The sequence below is a fragment of the Deferrivibrio sp. genome, assembly GCF_055117995.1.
On record NZ_JBSQOT010000017.1, the window covers coordinates 1 to 18722 of the forward strand.

Annotated in this window: 21 protein-coding genes, 1 pseudogene and 1 riboswitch; of the genes and pseudogenes, 4 read left to right on the forward strand and 18 right to left on the reverse strand. The window is 37.0% G+C overall.

Translation table 11 applies throughout. The features are described 5' to 3' along the window. Positions 1-205 (forward strand): annotated as a pseudogene (locus ACTCAF_RS06125) (tetrameric acyl-CoA thioesterase); the annotation flags it as partial. Here ACTCAF_RS06125 and ACTCAF_RS06130 read toward each other — a convergent pair. The 10 genes from ACTCAF_RS06130 to ACTCAF_RS06175 form a co-directional block, all read right to left on the reverse strand. Continuing rightward, positions 197-1390 carry a molybdopterin molybdotransferase MoeA gene (locus tag ACTCAF_RS06130; protein WP_463062454.1) on the reverse strand — a complete coding sequence of 398 codons (1194 nt, stop codon included), beginning with the start codon at positions 1388-1390 and terminating at the stop codon, positions 197-199. The pseudogene ACTCAF_RS06125 and the gene ACTCAF_RS06130 overlap by 9 nt on opposite strands. A 2-nt stretch (positions 1391-1392) precedes the next feature. Next, positions 1393-2163: a molybdate ABC transporter permease subunit gene (locus tag ACTCAF_RS06135; RefSeq protein WP_463062412.1), complete on the reverse strand. Its 771-nt coding sequence runs from the start codon at positions 2161-2163 to the stop codon at positions 1393-1395. Further along, positions 2160-2891: a molybdate ABC transporter substrate-binding protein gene (locus ACTCAF_RS06140; RefSeq protein ID WP_463062413.1), complete on the reverse strand. Its 732-nt coding sequence runs from the start codon at positions 2889-2891 to the stop codon at positions 2160-2162. The genes ACTCAF_RS06135 and ACTCAF_RS06140 overlap by 4 nt, the downstream gene beginning before the upstream one ends. Further along, positions 2888-3946 (reverse strand): ABC transporter ATP-binding protein, encoded by a 1059-nt coding sequence (locus tag ACTCAF_RS06145; protein ID WP_463062414.1) that lies wholly within the window; start codon positions 3944-3946, stop codon positions 2888-2890. Before ACTCAF_RS06145 ends, ACTCAF_RS06140 begins: the two co-directional genes overlap by 4 nt. Next, on the reverse strand, positions 3943-4974 hold the full coding sequence (locus ACTCAF_RS06150; protein ID WP_463062415.1) for a molybdopterin-binding protein: 1032 nt from the start codon (positions 4972-4974) through the stop codon (positions 3943-3945). Before ACTCAF_RS06150 ends, ACTCAF_RS06145 begins: the two co-directional genes overlap by 4 nt. A 51-nt stretch (positions 4975-5025) precedes the next feature. Then, positions 5026-5162: riboswitch (molybdenum cofactor riboswitch) on the reverse strand. A gap of 145 nt (positions 5163-5307) precedes the next feature. Beyond that, a complete protein-coding gene (locus ACTCAF_RS06155; protein ID WP_463062416.1) occupies positions 5308-7227 on the reverse strand; it encodes a DUF3373 family protein in 1920 nt (639 codons plus the stop codon). Between the two features lie 91 nt (positions 7228-7318). Further along, positions 7319-7639: a c-type cytochrome gene (locus tag ACTCAF_RS06160; RefSeq protein WP_463062417.1), complete on the reverse strand. Its 321-nt coding sequence runs from the start codon at positions 7637-7639 to the stop codon at positions 7319-7321. An 80-nt stretch (positions 7640-7719) separates the two neighbouring features. Next, positions 7720-8403: a TorD/DmsD family molecular chaperone gene (locus ACTCAF_RS06165; RefSeq protein WP_463062418.1), complete on the reverse strand. Its 684-nt coding sequence runs from the start codon at positions 8401-8403 to the stop codon at positions 7720-7722. A 96-nt stretch (positions 8404-8499) separates the two neighbouring features. After that, positions 8500-9639 carry an MFS transporter gene (locus tag ACTCAF_RS06170; RefSeq protein WP_463062419.1) on the reverse strand — a complete coding sequence of 380 codons (1140 nt, stop codon included), beginning with the start codon at positions 9637-9639 and terminating at the stop codon, positions 8500-8502. After that, complete coding sequence (locus ACTCAF_RS06175) at positions 9639-10262, reverse strand: flagellar hook-basal body complex protein (RefSeq protein ID WP_463062420.1); 624 nt, start codon at positions 10260-10262, stop codon at positions 9639-9641. Before ACTCAF_RS06175 ends, ACTCAF_RS06170 begins: the two co-directional genes overlap by 1 nt. A gap of 61 nt (positions 10263-10323) precedes the next feature. Here ACTCAF_RS06175 and ACTCAF_RS06180 point away from each other — a divergent pair, with 61 nt between their 5' ends. Continuing rightward, a complete protein-coding gene (locus ACTCAF_RS06180) occupies positions 10324-10740 on the forward strand; it encodes a CoA-binding protein (protein ID WP_463062421.1) in 417 nt (138 codons plus the stop codon). 6 nt (positions 10741-10746) lie between these two features. Further along, a complete protein-coding gene (locus tag ACTCAF_RS06185) occupies positions 10747-11349 on the forward strand; it encodes a MarC family protein (protein WP_463062422.1) in 603 nt (200 codons plus the stop codon). Here the strand turns inward: ACTCAF_RS06185 and ACTCAF_RS06190 are convergent. Beyond that, a complete protein-coding gene (locus tag ACTCAF_RS06190; protein ID WP_463062423.1) occupies positions 11338-12114 on the reverse strand; it encodes a lysophospholipid acyltransferase family protein in 777 nt (258 codons plus the stop codon). The genes ACTCAF_RS06185 and ACTCAF_RS06190 overlap by 12 nt on opposite strands. Before the next feature lie 78 nt (positions 12115-12192). Here ACTCAF_RS06190 and ACTCAF_RS06195 point away from each other — a divergent pair, with 78 nt between their 5' ends. Then, positions 12193-12822, forward strand: coding sequence for a carbonic anhydrase (locus tag ACTCAF_RS06195; protein ID WP_463062424.1), 630 nt, complete (start codon positions 12193-12195; stop codon positions 12820-12822). Positions 12823-12850: 28 nt separating this feature from the next. Here ACTCAF_RS06195 and ACTCAF_RS06200 read toward each other — a convergent pair whose 3' ends face one another. The 7 genes from ACTCAF_RS06200 to ACTCAF_RS06230 are packed head-to-tail and all read right to left on the reverse strand — an operon-like array spanning position 12851 to position 18624. Next, positions 12851-13267, reverse strand: coding sequence for a F0F1 ATP synthase subunit epsilon (locus ACTCAF_RS06200; RefSeq protein WP_463062425.1), 417 nt, complete (start codon positions 13265-13267; stop codon positions 12851-12853). A 2-nt stretch (positions 13268-13269) separates the two neighbouring features. Continuing rightward, a complete protein-coding gene (gene atpD / locus ACTCAF_RS06205) occupies positions 13270-14676 on the reverse strand; it encodes a F0F1 ATP synthase subunit beta (RefSeq protein WP_463062426.1) in 1407 nt (468 codons plus the stop codon). Between the two features lie 13 nt (positions 14677-14689). Further along, positions 14690-15547: an ATP synthase F1 subunit gamma gene (atpG, locus tag ACTCAF_RS06210; RefSeq protein WP_463062427.1), complete on the reverse strand. Its 858-nt coding sequence runs from the start codon at positions 15545-15547 to the stop codon at positions 14690-14692. Positions 15548-15559: 12 nt separating this feature from the next. Next, a complete protein-coding gene (gene atpA / locus ACTCAF_RS06215) occupies positions 15560-17068 on the reverse strand; it encodes a F0F1 ATP synthase subunit alpha (RefSeq protein WP_463062428.1) in 1509 nt (502 codons plus the stop codon). Between the two features lie 21 nt (positions 17069-17089). After that, the gene (gene atpH / locus ACTCAF_RS06220) at positions 17090-17629 is read right to left on the reverse strand and encodes an ATP synthase F1 subunit delta (RefSeq protein WP_463062429.1); all 540 of its coding nucleotides are present in this window, start codon (positions 17627-17629) and stop codon (positions 17090-17092) included. Next, the gene (locus ACTCAF_RS06225) at positions 17626-18189 is read right to left on the reverse strand and encodes a F0F1 ATP synthase subunit B family protein (RefSeq protein ID WP_463062430.1); all 564 of its coding nucleotides are present in this window, start codon (positions 18187-18189) and stop codon (positions 17626-17628) included. The genes atpH and ACTCAF_RS06225 overlap by 4 nt, the downstream gene beginning before the upstream one ends. 9 nt (positions 18190-18198) lie before the next feature. Next, entirely contained in the window at positions 18199-18624 is a 426-nt protein-coding gene (locus tag ACTCAF_RS06230; protein ID WP_463062431.1) for an ATP synthase F0 subunit B, read from the reverse strand. Positions 18625-18722: the final 98 nt, after the last annotated feature.

The window sequence follows — 18722 nt, forward strand, 5'->3', positions numbered from 1 at the left end:
TATAAAAGCCACAAAACAAAAGGTATTCTGCACCATATCAATAAGCGATGAGATAATAGAAGAAATCAAGCAACAAACTGAAAAAAATGCAAAATTTCTCCCCGAATTTATGCTTGACATCGTTGACAGTGAAGGAAATTTAATAGCAAAAGTAAAAAAGGTATTGTATATCAGAAGAAAAAGCAACACCAAGAAGTCAGCTTAATTCCAGGTCAAAAAGCAGCAAATCCCCTTCAAAACCTTCATCCACATCCCCTACCCCTTCTGGGATTCTGAATAATCCGTTGCAATTTGCAAAATTTAAAAAATGCGAAGTCTTTTGAGAGTTGGCGTCGTATACAAATAATTTTCCATTGCTTAACTCAACAATGGCACGATTAAAATAATCAGAATTGGCTCTTGAGTGCATAGAGCCTTTTAATTTTGACTTTAAAAACTTATGGTCAAAATCTTTCCTGCCCATGCTTTTTTTCAAAAATGGTATTAAATACAAAAACATATTCGTCAGAAAAGCTGCAGGATAACCAGGTAAACCAAAAATTACAGACTTTTCACCTTGAGCGACCATCAGAGGACTTCCAGGCTTGATTGACGTTTTATTTATAAGTACTTCATAATTTTGCTCATTCAAAACTTTTTTAACAAAGTCATATTTTCCCATTGATATCCCGCCGGATGTTACCAGGATATCATAATTTTTTGATAACTCATGTATCGCCTTGCTTATACTTTCCTCATCATCTTTGATATTACCATAAAAGATTACTTCAATGCCCATTTTTTTTGCTATCTTTTCAAAAATATACCTATTTGTATTAAATATAAAGCCTGGTCTGTACTCGTCTTCTATATTCAGAATTTCATCTCCAGTAGTGAAAAAAGCCACTTTTGGCAAACAAAAAACATTCAATTTTTTTACACCTGCATATGCAAGTGCCGAAAAAACCCTTTCATTTACAATTGTCCCCTTTTTAACAATCAGCTCCCCCTTTTTGCTCTCCTCACCTATCTGATTGATATTCTCACCCGGATTTATCTTTTTGTTATAAAATATCAAATTATTTTCCACCCTGCAATCTTCAACCCTCAAAACTGCAACTGCCCCTTCCGGCACCATACCGCCGGTCATCACAAATACCGCTTCTCCGACGGAAATACTGCCGGGAATATCCGTAATGCCGGATGTTTTGACCAGCTTAAATCTGTCAAGATTACCTCCACACACCGCATAGCCGTCAACGGCGCTTTTTTGCACGTCCGGAAACATCCTGTCAGTAAACACATCTTCAGCAACAACCCTTCCAAATGAATTTTTAATGTGAATTTCCTCACAATCTATAAAAGTTTCTATCTCGAAGATTTTTTTCAGCGCCTCTTCAAACTTGAGCATAATCACACATCACCCCTTTTTTTGTTCCCGATAAATCTCACTGTAACAATAAAAACAAAAACAAACAGAACCCCTAAAAAAGCAGCAGCAATCCCTTTGTCATAATCCCCTTCCATCATATTGAGATAAATATAAATTGGCAAGTTTTCTGTCTTCCCCCTTATTCCACCGGCAACAAGGAGTGTGGCGCCAAACTCACCAAAGCTTCTAAGCCAGCTTAAAATCATTCCCGATAAAATCCCGTTTAGTGCAAGTTTAAATGTAGTATCATAAAAAGATTTAAAATAGCCTGCTCCAAGTGTCATAGCGATTCTTTCATATATCGGGGAAACAAGTTCAAAGGCATTTTTTGACATTTTAAGTGTAAAAGGGAAAGATATAAAAAATTGCGCAAGAACAGCCCCCTTAAAAGTAAAAACCATGTTTGTAACCTTGACGACAGTCTCATCACTTAAAAAATTCAAAATAAATACACCAATTATGAGGGGCGGTACAACAACAGGTATGTCAAAGAAACTATCAATTAATTGGATGACTTTACCTTTGGAGCGGGCGATAAAAAATCCTGCCGGAATTCCAAAAATACATGACAAAAAGGTGGCAAATGTTGCCGATAAAATCCCAAATTTCAAGGCTTTCAAAAACAAATTATCATTCAGGAGTGTTTTAAATGAGCCAGTCGATAGATTGTCAAAACTAAAACTAATTAGAATTACAAAAAATATCACAAGAAGATAGGTAATAAACTTAAAAATATCGGAATATTTTATCATTCTGCCATCTCAAACCCGTATTTTTCAAATATATTTTTTTGACTTTTGATAAAATTTATTGTTTTATTCACATCCGAAGGATTTTTTGCAAATTTTGTAACCCCGATATAATAAAACGTGTCAAACCTTAAATTTTCAGGCAGTTCTATATATTTAATCCCATTTGCCCTAGCGGTTGAATCAAATAACAGTCCGGCGTCCACAACTTCAGATTTAATATAATTTACTGTCTGCGATATGTTTACACTGTTGATTAATTTATTTGCCAGAAGCCTTTTTTTCATACCACTTTCAAGCTCAGGAAAAATTTTACTATAAAATATTTTTCCCGCAGACATTGTTTCAGGATTGCCAAGTGCAATTTTTACATCATTTTCAAGAAGGTCAGCAAATGAGTTTATTTTATCTTCTGCCCTCCTGGAAATTCCAAACACAAGCCTTTGCTTCAGCAGCTTCTGAGGGACAAAATTTATCTCACCCATTGCTTTTTCAGCATATACCGTCGATGCAGGGCTGTAAATATCTCCCAATTTGGAAATAACTATTTTATTTAAAAGCTGGCCAGAACCTCCGGTAATCAATATCAATTTGTCTTCAAATGTTTTATTGTATAGCTCTACAATCTCTGCTGCGGGCTTTGCTGCAGATGCTGCTGCATACCAGTATATTTCTCCTGCAAAAAGATTAATACTTGCAAATATCATGAGCAACAAAAACACCAATCTCATCTGAGCCCCCTAAATCCTACCAAGGATTCCGTCTTTAAAGATACAGTGAGTCTTTTTCCATTTACAATGCTTAACTTGTTAAAAGCGTGTATCGGAAGTCTTATATAAAGTATTTTCTTTTTAAAAATGACCATATTAATCTCCGCAAAACTTCCAAACAGCTTGATACGCTCCACATAGCCTTCCAGTAAATTTTCTCTGCCATTTTTTGAAGCGTCATCCCTTAAAATCATGACATTTTCAGGTCTGATTCCAAAATAATTCTTATCTTTAAAATTTTTTAATATCGGAATCCTCTCCATAAATTGCTCGTTTATTTCAAAAATATTTTTAAAATTCAATAGCAATGCAGTTTCCAAAAATTGAGGTGTGTCAAATATCTCTTTTGCCTTCCCGGTCTCAATTATTTTTCCATTATAAACAATTGCAATCTCTTCTCCGAGAAGGTAGGCATCCTCAATACTGTGTGTTACAAAAATTGATTTAACCTCTGAGTCAAAATTAAATTTTACCAGATTATCAATCAGTTTCATCAGTGTATCGATAAGTTTTTCCTTGATTGGTTTGTCAAGGGCAGAAAAAGGCTCATCAAAAAGCAAAATATCTGGTCTTGAAAATATTGCCCTTGCGATTGCCACTCTTTGTTTTTGCCCCCCTGAAAGGGTCGAAGGTTTGTCGTTGAGTTTTTCTTTTATTTCAAGCAATTCTAAAATCTCACTGTAAATCTTATCATCTATTTTAAGATGTTTTTGTTTAACAGCGTACTCAATATTTTCCCTGACTGTCATATTGGGAAAAAGTGTATATTCTTGAGGAAGATATCCTATATTTCTATGAAAAATAGGCAAATTTACATTTTTATTGCTGTCAAATAGTACTCTATCAGCGACTTTGATTATCCCGGTATCCGGCGGATAAAAACCTGCAATCATTTTCAAAAGATTTGACTTGCCAGCTCCACTTGGCCCGAAAAGGACAATTTTATTACTTTTGGTCTTTAATTCATAAGAAAAATTTAATTTCTTAAATCTTTTTTCCACACCAATTTCTATCATACACCTTTCCCAAAAGGACAAACTGGATATACGCATACTTTACAAAAATGACAAAGTCCGCCAATACTGTATTCTGCTATTTCTTCCTCAGTAACGAATTCTCCAGCTAGCAATCTCGGCAAAAAAATATCAAGAGCTGTAGCTTTGTAAAAAAGAGCAGCTGCAGGCACAGCACAAACCGGTTTATTATCTATATAGCCAATTGAAAAATTATTTCCGGGCTGAATGGGGTTGCCTTCTTGAACAATTCCGACACCAGCTTCTTTTATAGCTTTTTTAGTGTAATCATCAGGGTCAACAGATGTGCCACCTGTAATAAACAAAATATCTATTTCTTTAACATATTCTGCTATTGTGTTCGATATTGTATTTAATTCATCAGGCAAAATCGTATTTTTTATAACTTCTACATTAAATTGTTTGAGCTTATTTATTAACTTTTCTGTAAAGGCATCTTCTTTTCTACCATAATATACTTCATTTCCAGTAACAATTATCCCCGCTTTTTTTATTATATAAGGTTTAACACTTATAGCCCCTTTAAATAATATAGATAGTGCGTTATCAATAATACTTTTTTCACAGTACAGAGGAATAATTCTAAAAGCAGCTACAATCTCATCTTTTTTGACTGGAATATTATTATGTTTAGTTGGTAACGAGGGGATTTTTAATCTATTTATCTTACTTACAATATCTTTTTCGATTTTTAACAGACCATCAATTTTTGAATAAAAATTAATTTTTCCTTCAGAAGGTATTTTATCAAAATAAATATTATCGCCTGCAATATGGGGAGCTAATAGCAATGCGGCATCATCTTCATGAATATTTTCTTCAAGTTCTTCACCATCTAAAATAAAAACATTTTCTTTTCCAAGTAACTTAAGTTTCTCAATATCTTCCGGTTTAATTATATGATTTTTTTTAAATGCTACACTTTTAATATTTTTTTCAAGATCAACTTCGTTGATATCGTGAGCCAATGCCCTGCCAATAGCCTCATCTACCCTAACTTTTCTGAACATAATCACCTCATAAAAAAAAGCCGGTTACCCCAAAAGATAACCGGCAGTTGTTTTTTTATCCAGTTATCTCCTTTCCTAAACGAGGAAGGCATAAATGTTTCCATTTATACCCTGGGGCAAACGCCAGCCGTCATACAGCTCATAGCTAAAAGGCCTTAGATACTGCATGATCGGAGATTAATGAATATATATCAGGGTTTGTTTCTTCAGTCAACCAATAAAGTTAACGAATTACAGCAACAGCCTTTTATGAAAGATTATTTAGGTTATATAAATTTTAAAATAAAAAAAGGCCGGCAAACACCGGCCTTTTTAATAATAATCTGATTCAGATTAGAATCTGTAAGTCATCTTAAGGTAAAACTGGTCAACCTTATCAACTACAGGCATCAAAGTATTGAAAGCTGTAGCATCTTTAATCTTAACAGGTTCACCCATAAAGTTACCGCTATTTGTGTATTCATAGTCATAATGAATGTAACCAAGTGTGGCAAAAAAATTGTTGCCTACGATTGGCTGATGGTAATATACTTCGTAAACATCACCACGGGTAGCAAGTTTCTGTGCATCGTAGGTAAGGATAAATGGTTGCCAGTATTTTGAACCGTGGTTGTATTCCACGCCAAGTTTACCACCCAAAAATGGTAATTCAGGAGTCATAACACCAAGCCAGATAGAATGACCTGTACCATCCATCATCTGATCCATTCCCATAAACTGATACATTGGGTTAGCCGATCTGTTAGTAGGATCAGTTTTGCTCATTGAGTAAGCTGCAAACCAGCTAAAGTCAAATGTGTAGCCCTGAGCTATAAGAGAGTGAAGGTCAATATTACCAACTTCGCTCATAGGTTCAACACGGGAAACAAATCCGCCATAGTTAGGATTTAAAGTGTATTCATCATACTGACCATCTAAGTTATAATCTTTTCCTGACACATAGAATGGGAATACTGCGGTACCGATAAAACCGTCAGTAAGTCCGTATCCGTGAGCCCAGTTGTAAATAAGTTTGTAGTCTTCGTTATCAAAAAGCTTTACGATTGCTCCAAAGAAATGAACATCATTTACGTCTGCCTGAGCGTTCATAGAGTTGAGCGTGCCGTAGCCACCTTCGTAGCCCTGACCATAGCAGAATTTAACGTTAAGTCCTGGGATACCTGTCAAGTCAGCAAGATCAAATCCAAGAGAACCACCATCAAAGTTCATCTGAATGATTGTACCTGCAGGTGAGCCGCCAAGCACTGCATTTTCATGGTTTTCCATACCATAACCGTAAGCAGCAGGACGACGACCAAAAGAGAAATGCCAGTGAACATCACCGATGCTATTTTTATACACAAAGTAAGCTCTTTCAACCCTTAAAGTATCATCTGTTGGCACCTGAGCAGAGTTTGCATCAAGAGCCATACTCCCCATTGTGCCGTTGAAGAAGTGGAAAGGTGTAGAATCTCCAAAAGTCTTGAACATTGTAAGACGACCGGTGAAAGAAATATTTTCATTTACTTTTGAAGAAAGTCTTAAACGAAGCCTGTTAGTAAGCATAAAGTCATTGTTTGTGTCGTATTTTTTAGGTTTGATTTTTGACATCATATTAGAAACAACTTTAACTTCCTGTCCTGAAAGATTTCTTTTGCCAAGAAGGTAAGCAAAAGCATCAAAGTTAGCTTTTTGCTGAGCCAACGCAGCATCTGTAGTATCTACAGAACCATCACGGTTTAAATCCATACTTGAAAGAGTCGTAACATAGGTCATGTAGTCGCCCACACCATTAAATGCCGCAAAACCATTATTCCAGTCTGTATCTGCAATAAGGCCCATAAAACTTGCCCCAAATTGAGGGTCGGTCATTAAAGTACCATAAAGCATTTGAAAATCAGCACCATAATTATTAAGGAATGCGTCATTCCATCTGTCTTGGCCTGCCATATTACCCATTGGAGTAAGTATATAATTATCATTAGTGTCAACTAATGACTCACTTAACCATAAATTCATCATATCGCTTGCAAATTCAGGCATTGCCCTTACATTCTTATACTGTGTGCTGTCAAGTCTTGTCATAAACTCTGCACTGATAGAAAGCTTGTCTGTTGCAGTGTGTCTTGTGTTTTTGGACACAAATTTGTTCATAGTGTCCACCTGAGTCTGAAGGTCTGCAATCTGCTTTCTCAGCTGATCAAGTTCAGAATCAGCAAACGCAAAAGTTGAAACCAATAAAACCCCTAAAATTACACTTAAAAGTTTTCTCATCGAAACCTCCATAATTAATAAATTTTACCTACCTTATAAGTAGGCTATCAAAATTAAAACAAAGGGGGAAATCCCCCTTTAATTCCCAATCTTAACCACAAGTTTCTGGCTGGTCAGAGTCAAGTGCGTGGCTGTGAAGATATTCAAACATATCTTCTACATCCTTGTCGCTAAGTCCAGCTTTTGCTGAACATTCTTTGATCTTCGGCATAGCAGCTTTCCACTGAGCCTGTGTCTTAGACACTGGGCTAAGTGCAGCTACACCTGCTTTTGAGCCGTCATGACAAGCAAGACGACAGCTTTTTTTCCATACTCTTTTACCTTTTCTTGCATTGCCTGCAGCGTAAGCTGAAGTAACAGCAAAAATTGCAATTGTTGCTAAAACCAAAGCTGTAAAAAGTTTCTTTTTCATACATGCCTCCTTATTTTTGGCTAATGTGCCTTGTTTTATCTATATATTCAAAATAACCAATATTGACTTTATAATAAAAGCTATTCACAAAATACCTCTTCCACAATACCATCAAGGTCATTAATAAATTCCAGCAATCCCATTGCGAGCACCTTATAAAAATCAATCCTTGCGTGCCCGATAATATTTTTACAAAATTTCTCACACATTGGCAATATCAAACCGTACGATACAAGAAAAAATCCTTTGGCAGCGCTTATACCATCCACATTGAGTCTGCCAATCATTATGGAAATATATTCAAGCATTATATAAATATTGTCTTCCAGGTCTTTGCATTCCTCTTTCAGCTCAAAACCTGTTTTTATCATCAAATCTTTAAGCTTTATCAGATAATCGCTGTATAACAAACCTTCATCGGTGAGATAAACCGAAGCATAAGGGCTTGCAGGCACGCCGTCCTTATTTGTCACAAAAAGTCTTGTATACTCCACCTGCATATCATCAACCTTGTCAAGAATAAGCTTTTGACCTGTATACTCTTCAAAAAAATCGTCAAAATATCCAACAGATTCTTTAAGCCTGCTGTATACTTTTACATCGGGGTATCTAAAGGCAAGGGATAAAAACATCAAGATGTTGCTAAGATTTATTACCGCTGTTTCATCATAGCGGTCAAAATTAATGACGATATCTTCCCAGTTGCCAGCCTTTGCGGTCTCTTTTATCTTTTGTAAATCAAAAGGTACTTTTAATTCAAGCATTTTTCACCATATTTGAATATTCCAACCATGCTATGTATCATTTTAAATAAAGAAATTTATTTGTAAAGACTTTTTTGTATACAATATGCAATTTTATTAAAATGCTTTTTTAAATCCAATTGTGAATAAAAGGAAAATTGATACTGAGATAGCGCTCAAAAAAAATAAAAATATTTTCCATCCTTGATTTTCATATATAAGTCCGGGCAAATACGACCCCAGAATCCCTCCAAAATAATAAAATGAGACATAAAGGCCGTTGACCACCCCTTTGTTTTTATCGACATTTTTGTTCACAAAGCCAGAGCCTGCCGAGTGTAACATAAACATCCCTGCACAAAAGGCAAACATATTAATATATATCAAGCTCACACTATCTATCTGAAAAAATAAAATTGAAACTATATATATAGCTGAACCCAGCAAAAATACATTTTTGTAGCCGTATTTGGTTATCAGTCTTGATGAATACAGGCTGACAAATACCCCCATCAGATAGCCTGAATATGCAAGACCGGTCTTTAATTCATTTGACTTTTCGTTTATCTTCGAAAGATGGTCGGGAAGATAATTTAAAATGGCAGCAAAACAAAAAAATGAGAGAAAAATGGCCGCATACACTATTACAAATTTTCTATCCTTCAAAACAACGAGCAAATTTTTAAAATCAGGCCTGGCAGCATTGAAAGTTACATCTTTTTCAAGAAACCTTATAAAATATATTATACAAAGCAAACACACTCCGAGAAAAATGAAGCTTATCCGCCAATTAAAAACATAAGAAATAACTCCTGACACAGCGCGCCCTGAAAATCCGCCTATTATCGTGGATGCTATATAAATCGACATACTTTTTTGAATAATCTCGCTGCCCGAAACTTTTGAAACATATGTCATAAGGGATGTCAGGATTGCAGGTATCAAAAACCCCTGAAAAAGCCTGATAAATAAAATCTGGGAAAAACTTGCCGAAAGCCCAAGCAAAACCTCGCTTGCACCAAGCAAAAATACAGCCACAAGGATTACCTTTCTTGCAGAAACAGTCTCAAGAATAACCCCGTAAAAAAAAGGTGAAAAACTTAACGGTATAAGTGTAAATGTAATAATAAGCCCTGCGATTGAAGCAGAAACATCAAATTGCTTTGACAATATTGGAAGAAGCGGTTGAGGGGCATATAGAGCCGAAAATGTCAAAATGGATGCAAGACATATCAGTGAGAGATTTTTGAAATTCATTAAGACTTTATATCTAAAATATATCCAAGCATTTCGTCCCCTGTTTTTATTGTCTTCGTATTTGCCTGGATGTATCTCAAATTGACCATATTATCTACAATCTCTTTTGCCAAGTCCACATTTGAAGCCTCAAGAAAACCCGGCATAATTTCGTAGCTGTTTGCTGGCATAGCATTGCCAGACTCATCAAAAATATCAATTTTAAAAACATTTTCTCCGTTTAAGACAAGATTTCCTCTGGTATCAATGCTCAATTTATCTTCAGCACTTATATTCAAGCCTTCAGTCAGCCTGTCACCATTTGCATTTACAATATCACCGTTTTTATCAAGGTAAAAATTACCTATTCTTGTGTAATTATCTCCTGTCTGGGCTTTAAGTTTAAAATAACCATTTCCGTTTATTGCAAAATCAAGGTTTCTACCTGTATGAATCATATACCCATTCGATTTATCACTATTGACTGATATAACCTTTACGCCACCCTTTGAAATATCAGACAATACTGTATATTTTGACTTATAGGCCTGAGAATTGACGTTTGCAATATTATTTGCAGTCACTGCCGATTTTGTCTGTCCTGCTATGACTGCACTAAGTGCTGAATATAAACCCTGAATCATTTGCATTCTCCTTATTTTTATATTATATTATGTTTTACAATTTTACAAGAAGGAGATTATTATGGCTCAAATAACTGACGATTTTTTGAAAGATTTTTTAAAAAGTGCCAAAAACATTGTAATTGTAGGCGCTTCCAACAAACCTGAAAGAGCAAGCAACGGCATTATGAAATTTTTGATGGGCAAAGGGTACACATGCTTTCCGGTGAACCCTGCTGAAGATGAAGTCCTGGGGGTTAAAGCATACAAATCTATCAAAGATGTCCCAGTTACGCCTGATATTGTGGATGTATTTAGAAAAAGTGAGGCTGCCCCTGAAATAGTAAAAGAGTCGATAGAAAAAGGGGCAAAATTTATATGGTTGCAAGAAGAAGTTTACAGCGAAAAGGCTAAGCAAATCGCAGATGAAAACAACGTGCCAATAGTTATGAATAAATGTATATTTAAAGAATTTCTTAGACTTAAAATAATAAACTAACGACATATGAGCCTTTTTTTCTCTGCACTTTTACACGTATTTCTAAAACTTTTCTTTATCCTTACCCCTTTTTTCGTACTATCAACATTTCTTGTAATGACAAAGGATTTTACAGAAAAAGAGAGAAAAAGGACTGCCATTAAGGTTGCTTTTGCTGTCCTTTTAATCACATTTACAATGTATCTTTTCGGTAAATATATTTTTATTGTGTTTGGAATTACCATTGATGCTTTTAGAATTGGTGCCGGTGTTTTACTTTTTTTATCATCGATAAGCCTTGTGCAGGGGAAAACTGTTCAGGTTAAAGATGACAATGAAGACATTGCGGTAGTCCCCCTTGCACTCCCCGTTACAGTTGGACCGGGTACTATCGGTATTTTACTTGTAATGGCCGCTGAAAATAAATCTCTTGTTTTAAAGATTGCCGATTGCACCGGACTTTTTCTCGCAGTTGCGACAGTTGGCATTCTTCTTGTACTTTCAGTTAAAATCGAACGCCTCATCGGTCAAAAAGGGATTGCCATACTCAGCAAGGTAACGGGGCTTTTTATTGCATCAATCTCAGCTCAGCTGATTTTTACTGGGGTAAAAAACTTTTTATTTAATTGAACCCCACATCCTGAGATGCTTTTCGATAAAGTTTATAACCTCTTCGTGCTGGTCATCACCACGCCCAACAATTTCAAGAGGTTTTCCAAAGGCAAAACTTATCTTCTTTGAAGGATCGATTTTACCAAAATCCTTGAAAAATGAGCCGTTTGCCCAGGCGTCTGTTCTTAGTGCCACGGGGACTACCTTCACCCCTGCTTTTTTAGCCAATTTTATACCTATCGTGTTGAATTGTTTGGCATCAAATGATGTAGTCCGTGTGGTCTGAGGAAAAACTATCACCGATAGTCCAGAATTTATTCTCTCCAAACCGTCATTAAGGACTGTTTTTAAATCCTCTCTTGGATTATCTCTGCTTACCACTACAGGGTTTCTTGAAATCATAACATGTTTGAATACTGGGTATTCCACAAGGCTTTTTTTGACGACGTAAGTCACTTTTTTATAAGGATGTATAACACATGGAAGCACAAACGTCTCAAGCGTGCTCATATGATTGCCAATAAAAACTACCGGCTCATTAATGGATTTGAAATTTTCAGTCCCGGTTATTTCAATATTGCATCCAACCTTTTCAAGGAGTTTAACCACATCATAACTGCTTTTAATCCACTCTTCATCATTATATTTCCCCTTTTTGGCAAGACTGCTTGCACTAAAAACTATTTTCATCAAGCTGGTATAAAAATAGGCAGTAGGAAAGAGCCTGCCAAAAAAATTTGATTGTTTACCTTCTGTTTTATAATTTCCGATATCAATATTCATACTTTTCACCATTTATTAGTTTATTTTCAGATAAAGTTCGTTATAATTTATTTATTATCAAACATCAAGGGGTATAACATGGAAAAATTGTTAAACGGAATAGTGAAATTCAGGTCTGAGGAATTTGAAAAATACTCTGATGTATTTGAAAGTCTTAAAAATGGGCAAAATCCTCATACGCTTTTTATAGGCTGCTCTGATTCGAGAGTCGTCCCCACACTTATTACAAGAAGCCTGCCAGGTGAACTATTTTTGCTGAGAAATATTGCCAATATCGTTCCACCTTTCAGGCAATCAGATGAATATTTCAGTACGCAGGCCGTAATAGAATATGCTGTCAACATACTCAATGTGGAAAATATTGTAGTGTGCGGCCACTCAAATTGCGGTGGGTGCAATGCTCTCTTAAACTATCATAAATTTGACTTTTCCAGGATTAAAACTGTTAAAAAATGGCTCAGCCTTGGCCTTCCGGCCCTTGATAAATTAAAAGCAATTTCTGACAATTATTCAATGCCAGTTAAAGAATGGATGATAGAGCAGCTAAACATTATTGAACAAATAAAAAATCTTTTAACCTATCCATATATAGCTGAAAAATACAGCTCAAAAAAATTGAATATTTACGGTTGGTATTACATAATTGAAAAAGGGGAGATATTTAACTACAATAAAGAAACAGGATATTTTGAACCTATCAATATGTGAAAAAGGCCCCTGACGGGGCCCATTTTATCTATTTTCTATATCTCTCAGCTACTGAAACCCTTAAAAGCTCTCTTCTCAACTCTGCCTCAACCTTTCTGAACTTCATTTCATCTTCATGACGTGCCGCCTCAAGGGCTTTTTCTGCTTCAAGTTTCCTTCTGATTGCTTCTTCGAGGTCAATTTCACGACCAAGCTCTGCACTTTCAGCTAGCACAGTAACTCTGTCATCCACCACCTCAAAAAAGCCTCTGTCTATTGCGACATAATCTTCCACACCATTTTGCTTGTAAACAAGCTCACCTACCCTGAGAGCAGTCAGAAAGGGGGTATGACCCGGCAAAACACCAAAATCGCCTTCCACTCCGGGAGCGACAACTTCATCAACTTCAATTGACAAAAGCTGTCTTTCAGGAGATACAAGCTCTAACTTTAGCTTTTCAGCCATGATTATCCTCTTTTCTTAAGCTGTTCAGCTTTTTCATATACCTCTTCAATACCGCCTACCATGTAAAATGCCTGCTCAGGAAGATCGTCACACTTACCATCAAGAATCTCCTTAAAGCCCCTGATGGTATCTTTCAACTGAACATACTTACCTTTCATACCAGTAAACTGCTCTGCAACATGGAAAGGCTGTGACAGGAATCTCTGAATTTTTCTTGCCCTTGCAACAGTAAGTTTATCCTCTTCTGTAAGCTCTTCCATACCAAGAATTGCAATAATATCCTGCAATTCCTTATATCTTTGAAGAATAGCCTGAACACCCCTTGCAACATTGTAATGTTCCTCACCTATAATGTTAGGGTCAAGCATTCTTGATGTAGAGTCAAGAGGGTCAACAGCAGGGTAGATACCAAGCTCTGCAATCTGACGTGACAAAACTGTAGTAGCGTCAAGGTGCGCAAAGGTTGTAGCAGGTGCAGGGTCTGTAAGGTCGTCCGCTGGAACATAAACCGCCTGAACAGATGTAATAGAACCTTTATTTGTAGAAGTAATTCTCTCCTGCAATTCACCCATTTCAGTACCAAGAGTCGGCTGGTAACCAACTGCAGAAGGCATACGACCGAGAAGCGCTGACACTTCCGAACCTGCCTGAGTAAACCTGAATATATTATCAACGAAAAGAAGAACGTCCTGCCCTTCTACATCCCTGAAATACTCGGCAATGGTAAGCCCTGTAAGACCAACCCTCATCCTTGCTCCTGGCGGCTCGTTCATCTGACCATAGATGAGTGCAACTTTATCCAAAACACCGGACTCTTCCATTTCAAGATAAAGGTCGTTACCTTCCCTTGTCCTTTCACCAACACCACAGAAAACAGAATATCCTCCGTGCTGTTTTGCAATATTGTTGATAAGCTCCATTATAAGTACTGTTTTACCAACACCGGCACCACCAAAAAGACCTGTCTTTCCACCTTTGGTGTAAGGCTCAAGAAGGTCAATAACCTTAATGCCTGTTTCAAGAATCTCATTACCTGTATCCTGATCTTCAAGTGTTGGAGCAGGTCTATGAATCGGCCAGTAATCATCGGCTTCAACTGCCGGTTTGTTATCCACAGGTTCACCAACAACATTCAAAATTCTTCCAAGGGAATTTTTGCCTACAGGCGCAGTAATAGGTTTACCCGTATCTTCTGCATCCATACCCCTTACAAGTCCTTCTGTTGAAGTCATAGCAACAGCCCTGACTGACTTTTCCCCCAAGTGCTGCTCAACTTCACAAACCACAACATTACCTGTAACAGGGTTAGTAAGCTTAATAGCGTTATAAATTTCAGGCAAATCACCGCTTTCAAATTTTACATCGACTACTGGTCCAATAATCTGGACTACCTTTCCTACGTTTGCCATTATTCTCACTCCTTTATTTTAATGCCTCAGCACCGTTTACAATATCCAAAATCTCTTTTGTAATTGCTGCCTGTCTTGCCTTGTTGTACGTTATCTCAAGTTTCTTTATGAGTTCACCGGCATTTCTTGTTGCATTATCCATTGCTGCCATTCTCGCCCCGTGCTCTCCGGCAATAGATTCAAGAATGGCACTGAAGATGGAAAAATTTAGATATCTTGGCAAAATCTCTTTTATTAAGCTTTCAGGTGAAGGCTCATAAAGATAATCTATTGTATTCTCACTTTCAGTTTCCTCAAGGCTTAAAGGCAACAACTTTTCCACTTTTGGCACCTGATATGCAACAGACTTGAATTCGTTGTAAATCGTGTAAACCTCATCAACTACGCCATTTACAAAGTCATCGCCCACTGCTTTTCCGATTTCGATTGCATCATCATATCTAACTTTGCCACCAAAAGTAATATATTTCTTCAAGATTTCGTACTCACGCTTTCTGAAAAAATCGTACCCTTTTCTACCTACAAAGTAGAATTTTATTTTTTTGGAAGGATTTTCCCTTACAAACGCAAGTACCTTTTTTATAATGTTTGCATTAAAACCGCCACAGAGACCTCTATCAGAGGTGATTACAACAAGACCTATGTTGTTTACCTCTTCTTTCTTTTGCAAAAACGGATGGACTTCCTCGCTTACCCTTGCCCCAATGTTGTTTACAACATTTCTAATATTATAGGCATAAGGCCTTGCAGCAGCCATCGCATCCTGCGCCTTTCTCATTTTTGCAGCAGAGACCATTTTCATGGCTTTGGTAATCTTCTGCGTATTTTTAACCGACTTTATTTTTCTTTTAATATCTCTCATTCCAGCCATTTAGGGTCCCCTTTAGGCAGAAAACTGCTTTTTAAACTCTAATACAGCCTCTTTCATTTTGGCAGTCAGCTCATCACTGAGTGCCTTTTTATCTCTAATTTCCTGTAATATTTCAGGTTTATTTGTCTTAACATAGGAAATGAGCTCAGACTCAAACCTTGTAACACTCTTTGTTGGTATATCATCAACAAGTCCGTTTACACCTGCAAAAATTGCCATTACCTGCTCTTCAACAGGGACAGGTGCATACTGACCTTGCTTGAGTATCTCCACAAGTTTCTCACCTCTGTTAAGCTGTGCTTGTGTAGCAGCGTCAAGGTCGCTTCCAAACTGGGCAAATGCTGCCAATTCCCTAAACTGCGCAAGCTCAAGTCTCAGTCTACCAGCAACCTGTTTCATAGCCTTAATCTGTGCAGCACCACCAACCCTTGAGACTGAAAGACCAACGTTAACAGCAGGTCTTATACCTGAATAGAAAAGGTCACTCTCAAGATATATCTGACCATCAGTAATAGAAATAACATTTGTAGGGATGTAAGCAGATACGTCCCCGGCCTGTGTTTCGATTATAGGAAGAGCAGTCAATGAACCTGCTCCAAGCTCATCATTTAACTTGGCAGCTCTTTCAAGAAGTCTTGAGTGAAGATAAAATACATCCCCAGGATAAGCTTCACGTCCGGGCGGCCTTCTAAGCAGCAGAGAAAGCTGCCTGTATGCAGTCGCCTGTTTGGAAAGATCATCATAAATAACAAGCGCATGCTTACCTCTATCCCTGAAATACTCACCCATTGTACAACCTGAAAAAGGAGCGATAAACTGTAATGGCGCAGGGTCACTTGCAGTCGCTGAAACTACAATTGTGTAATCCATTGCACCATGCTTTTCCAATGTATCTACAACCCTTGCAACAGTTGATCTTTTCTGACCAATTGCAACATACACACAAATAACATCTTTTCCTTTCTGGTTAATAATAGTATCAACAACAACAGCGGTCTTACCTGTCTGCCTGTCACCAATTATAAGCTCCCTCTGGCCTCTACCAATAGGAATCATAGAGTCGATAGCCTTGATACCTGTCTGCAAAGGCTCATGAACAGGTTTTCTTGCTACAATACCTGGAGCGATCTTTTCAATTACATCATACTCTTCTGTCTCAATTGGCCCTTTACCATCAATAGGCTGACCAAGTGGATTCACAACTCTTCCCACAAGAGCCTCACCAACTGGCACAGACGCAATTTTTCCTGTTCTTTTAACAGTATCCCCTTCTTTGATATGGGTATATTCACCCATGATAACGATACCGACGTTGTCCTCTTCAAGGTTAAACACAATACCGTAGACTCCGCCAGGCAATTCAACAAGCTCACCAGCCATAGCATTGTCAAGGCCATAAACCTTAGCAATACCGTCACCGGCGCTCAAGACCGTACCAATTTCTTCCATCTGAACTTTCTGTTCAAAATTTTTAATCTGTTCCTTAATGACCTTGCTTATCTCTTCTGCCTTGATCTGCATATCGCGCTACTCCTTTTTTATTTATCCTATCATTCTTTCTTTTAATCTGTTAAGCTGACCTTTTACTGAAGCATCCAACTGCTGACTTTTTATCCTTGCAATAAGCCCCGCAATAATCGACTTATCAACCTTTACATCCAATACCACCTTTTTTCCTGAAATCTTCTCAAGGGATGCTTTGATTTCACTCTTCAAATCGTCATTAACATCAAAAGCGGCAATCACCTCAGCAACCACTTCACCTTTATCTTCCATATCAAGGTAGTTCATATACTCATATATGCCAGGTAAAAGTGAAATTCTCCCTTTATTAACAAGAAGCGTTAAAAAGTTAAACAGGTCAGAAGATATCTTACCCTCACCCTTAAGAGTCTGGAAAAATTTAAGCTTTTCATCCTTTTTTATTAGTGGGGATTTGATAAAAGTAATAAAATCCTGACTTTCCTTAATAACAGACACAAGCTCTTTCAACTCTTCGAAAACAGAGTCAAATTTCCCGCTCTCCTTCAATGCTTCATAAAAAGCTATCGCATATCTTTTGGAAACAATATCGACTCTCAATTTACCGCTCCTATCTTTTTAATATATTCCTTCATAAGTACATTTTGTTTTTCTTCTGTTATAGTTGTCCCAAGCTTTTCCTCTGCAAGTTTTAAAGCAAGCTTAAAAGTCTCCTGCTTAAGTTCATCCTTGGCCCTATTAAGGTCCGCTTCAATCATACTTGAGGCAAAGTGTTTCAATTTTTCAATATTCTTGTCAGCTTCTTCTATTATTCTTTCTTTCTCGGCTTCAGCAGCTTTGAAAGCCTTTTCTTTCATCTCCTCAAGCTCTTTGTTCATCAAAGAAAGTTTTGATTTATAATCCTTTAACTCAGCCTCAGCATCCATTTTTGCCTTTTCAGCATCCTGTATTGCCTTTTCTATATCCGCTGTCCTGCCTGTAAGAAATTTAGAAACAGGATTTTTCAAAACCTTGTAAAGTATGAACGCAAAAACAGCAAAAACAACTACTCTCCAGAATAATCCCATAAAGTCAGGGCCATGAGCCTCGCCACCAGCTTCACTGGCAAAAGCAGCAGAAGCTATAAGTAAATTAAAAATTATGCCAAAAAATCTCTTCACTATCCCCTCCTAAGCAACTTTGCCCAAAATTTTCTCAACAATATCATCGGCAATTTTATGAGCCTCGGCTTCAAGAGTCAATTTTGCCTTTTCAACCTGTATCTCAAGCTCTTTTCTGGACTCTTCAATCTTTTTGTCAATTTCTCCCTTAACTCTTGAAACTTTTTCATATGCCTCACTTAATGCCTGCTGTCTGATTTTGCTTTGATACTCAGCCACCTCACTTCTCACCTGCTGTAAATTCTCTTCGTATTCCCTTTTGCTTTTTTCAACTTCACTTCTCAACTTGGAAGCAGCATCAAGCAGACCCTTTATTTTTGCATCTCTATTCTCAATATTTGAAAGCATTGGGTCATAAATCAGCTTTTTACCCACAAAAAGTATTATTAAAAAGTTTACCATCTGGATTATCAGGGTAAAGTCGATACTAATCATTACGTTTCTCCTTTAATAAGAAAATTTAATTAAATCGGTATACTGTATACAATCTCCAGCAGTCGGCTGAGATTAACAAAATAACTATTTTTTGTCAA